The 3,522-nt window shown below is 72.3% G+C and carries 3 protein-coding genes; 2 read left to right on the top strand and 1 reads right to left on the bottom strand.

Going from position 1 to position 3,522, the window contains the following annotated elements:
* Positions 1–1,522, bottom strand: a 1,522-nt coding sequence (locus BN10_RS13705) for a DNA polymerase III subunit gamma and tau (protein WP_156917407.1), incomplete at its 3' end; no start/stop codon positions are given.
* A 106-nt stretch (positions 1,523–1,628) separates the two neighbouring features.
* Here BN10_RS13705 and BN10_RS13700 point away from each other — a divergent pair.
* Both BN10_RS13700 and BN10_RS13695 read left to right on the top strand, forming a co-directional pair.
* Positions 1,629–2,678 carry a lactonase family protein gene (locus tag BN10_RS13700; protein WP_010851852.1) on the top strand — a complete coding sequence of 350 codons (1,050 nt, stop codon included), beginning with the start codon at positions 1,629–1,631 and terminating at the stop codon, positions 2,676–2,678.
* A gap of 56 nt (positions 2,679–2,734) precedes the next feature.
* Positions 2,735–3,522: DsbA family oxidoreductase (locus tag BN10_RS13695; protein WP_084311090.1), on the top strand; the 788-nt coding region annotated here is incomplete at its 3' end.

The following is a 3,522-nucleotide window of genomic DNA, read 5'->3' as shown; positions in this document are numbered from 1 at the left end:
CCAGCCGCTCGCCGTCGTAGTCGAGGACCTGGGCGTTCTGGCTGACGAAGGTCCAGGTCCCGCGGGAGGTCTCGAAGATCTTGGCGAGCACGTCGGGCCACGCGCGGCGGATCGCGGCGGCGTCGAGGCCGCCCGGGCCCTTGGAGGGTGAGGGGGCCGACGCGGCTCCACCGCTTGCGTCCGCGTCGGGCGCGCCCATGGCGACGGATCCCGCGGACGCAACGGGGTCAGGGGCGCGTGCGTCCGCGTGGGGCGCGCCCATGGCGACGGAACTCGCGGACGCAACGGGTGCGGTGGCCCGCGAGGCCACGGGAGCCTCGGTGGTCAGGGGGGTCAGGGGGGCGGCGGAGGTGGGAACGCCGCCGACGTCGAGGCGACGCTCGAGCCGGTCGAGGCGCGCGGCATACCCCCCCTCGCCGGCGGCGCCGGGGAGCAGCACACGGGCGGCGATGAGCTCGAGTTGCAACCGGGGCGCAGTGGCGCCGGTCATCTCGGACAGCCCGGCAAAGACCACATCGGCCGCCCTGGACAGCGCACCGGCACCGAAGGCCGCGGCCTGGGCTCGCATCCGCTCCAACTGATCGGCGGGCACGGCGCGCAGCACGGCCGCTGCCCCATCGGGCACGGCCTGGACGACGATGAGGTCGCGCAGCCGCTCGAGGAGGTCCTCGCAGAAGCGCCGCGGATCCAGGCCGCTCTCGATGACCCGGTCGATGGCCCGGAAGAGCCCGGCCGCGTCCCCGGCACCCATCGCCTCGACCGTCGCGTCGAGTAGCTCGGCATCGGTGAAGCCGAGCAGCGCCGCCGCCGACTCATAGGTCAGGCCGGCGTCGCTCGACCCCGCGATCAGTTGGTCGAGAACCGAGAGCGAGTCACGCACCGACCCACCGCCGGCCCGCACGACGAAGGACAGCACGCCCGGCTCGACGCTCACCCCTTCCTGGGCGCACAAGCGCTCCATGTAGTCGGTCAGTTGCCCCGGCGGCACCAACCGGAAGGGGTAGTGGTGGGTCCGGCTGCGGATCGTGCCGATGACCTTCTCGGGCTCGGTCGTCGCGAAGACGAACTTCACGTGCTCCGGTGGCTCCTCGACGATCTTGAGCAGCGCGTTGAAGCCTGCCGAGGTCACCATGTGTGCCTCGTCGATGATGTAGATCTTGTAGCGACTCTGCGCCGGCCCGTAGGACGCTCGCTCTCGCAGGTCGCGCGCATCGTCGACGCCACCTTGGCTGGCCGCGTCGATCTCGATGACGTCGACCGTGCCGGGGCCCCCACGGGCCAGCGCCACGCACGAGTCACACGTCCCACACGGGGTTGGCGTCGGCCCCTGCTCGCAGTTCAGGCAGCGAGCCAGGATGCGGGCGCTCGTGGTCTTGCCACAGCCGCGCGGACCACTGAAGAGATAGGCGTGATTCACCCGCCCGGTCCGCAGCGCCTGCATGAGCGGCTCGGTCACGTGCTCCTGCCCGATGACGTCCGCGAAGGTCTCCGGACGGTAGCGGCGATACAGGGCGACGGACACGCTGTCACCCTAGTCGCGCCCCCCGTCACCCGGTGTGCCGTCCACAGCCGGCCCGCTCCCCCGTCACCCCTGTCGACGGGTCGGGTCCGATGGGTACCGTCACCTCATGGCCTCCGACCTCGTCCTCGTTGCCAATGCCGCCGATGCCACGGTCTCGACCTTCGCGCTCGACGCCGCCGGTCAACGCCTCGAGCCGCTGGCCACCTCCGCGGTCGGCAGGGGCTGCTCGACCTTCGTTGTCGACGAGGACCGCGACCTCGTGTATGCCGCGACCAAGGGGGACGCGGACGGCCACGGCCAGGGCGTCGACTCCTTCCGCCTCGACCGCACGACCGGCGCCCTCACCCCGCTCGGACACGTCGACGGGACCGGCTACCACTACCTGGCACTCGCGCACGGCGGGCGTGTCCTCGCCGGCGCGGCATACCACTCCGGCGAGGCGACCACCTGGGTCCTCGACGGGGAGGGCGGGATCAGCGACCCGGTCGCCGAGGTCGCCTGGCGCAACGCCCACGCCGTCGCGACCCGCGCAGCCCATCTCTATGTCGTCTCGCTCGGCGAGGACCTCCTCGCGCAATACCTCCTCGGCGACGACGGACGACTCACGCCCCTCGACCCGCCCACCGTCCCCGCCCCGCCCGGCAGCGGCCCTCGCCATCTGGTCATCGACGAGGCCGGCACCCATGTCTACGTCGTCACCGAGTTCTCCGGCGAGGTCCTCACCTACACCCGGGACACGGCCACCGGGACCCTCGCGGCGGCTGGCGCGACAGGCGCCTACGCGACCGACCGGGGCTTGCGGCACAGCCGTTTCGGCGCGGATCCCACGGCCGAGCACCTCATCTGGGGCGCCGACATCGCGCTCGCCCGCGGCGGGCGTCTCGTCTTGGCGAGCGAACGGTGCGAGAGCACCCTGGCGTCGCTGCGGATCGCCGACGACGGCGTCGCCGGCCCCATGCTCGACCTCGCCGACACCGAGCCGCAACCGCGCGGTTTCGCCGTCACCACCGACGGACGGTATGCCGTGGTCGCCGGCGAGCGGGCGACCACCGTCGAGCTCGTGGCGGTCGGCGCCGACGGGTCGCTGCGCTCCTTGGCCCGGGCCCACACCGGTCATGGCGCCAACTGGGTGCGCACCATTGCGCGTCGCGACTGACCCGACGCCGCGACGCGCGTGCTCGGGAGGCCGACCCGACGGCATACCCTTGGGGAGTGCGCATCGACGTCTGGTCCGACTTCCTCTGCCCCTTCTGCCACCTCGGGCGGCGCCAGTTGGCGCTCGCGCTCGAGGAGTTCGAACACGCCGACGACGTCGAGGTGATCTGGCACAGCTTCCAGCTCGACCCGAACGCCCCGGCCGTCGGCGAGGGCAGCAACGTCCAACGGGTCGCGGACAAGTACGGCGTCTCCCTCGAGCAGATGGAGGAGCAGCACCGCTCCATGGCCGAGCAGGCCGCCGCAGTCGGCCTCGACTTCCAGTGGGACAAGATCGTCCCCGGCAATTCGTATGCCGCGCACCGGCTCCACCACTACGCCCGCTCCGTCGGGTGCGAGGCCGAGTTCATGGACCGCCTGATGACGGGGTGGTATTCCGAGGGAGCCGCCATCGGCGACGACGAGACGCTCGTGCGCCTGGCGACCGAGGCCGGCCTCGAGGAGGCGGAGGTGCGGGCGGTCCTCGACTCCGATGACTTCGGCCACGAGGTCCGCACCGATCTCGCCCTCGCCAACCAGATCGGCATCACCTCGGTGCCGACGTTCGTCCTCGACCAGAAGTACGGCGTCTCCGGCGCCCAGGGCGTCGACTCTCTCCTCGGCGCCGTGAAGTACGCCTGGGATGACCAGGGGAACCGTCCCGAGGCCGCGGGTGGCGGATGTGGTGGAGGTTGCTGCGGCGGTGCGTGCGAATCGGGCGCTGCCGACGACGTGGACCAGGCCGGTGCGCTGGCCGCTGCCGGCTGCGGCGCGGACGGGTGCGGCGACGGCGGCTGCGGTGGCGG

Source organism: Phycicoccus elongatus Lp2, assembly GCF_000367525.1.
Lineage (GTDB): Bacteria > Actinomycetota > Actinomycetes > Actinomycetales > Dermatophilaceae > Phycicoccus_A > Phycicoccus_A elongatus.
Note: the sequence above shows the minus strand (reverse complement) of the source record. Positions and strands in the feature narration are given on the sequence as shown.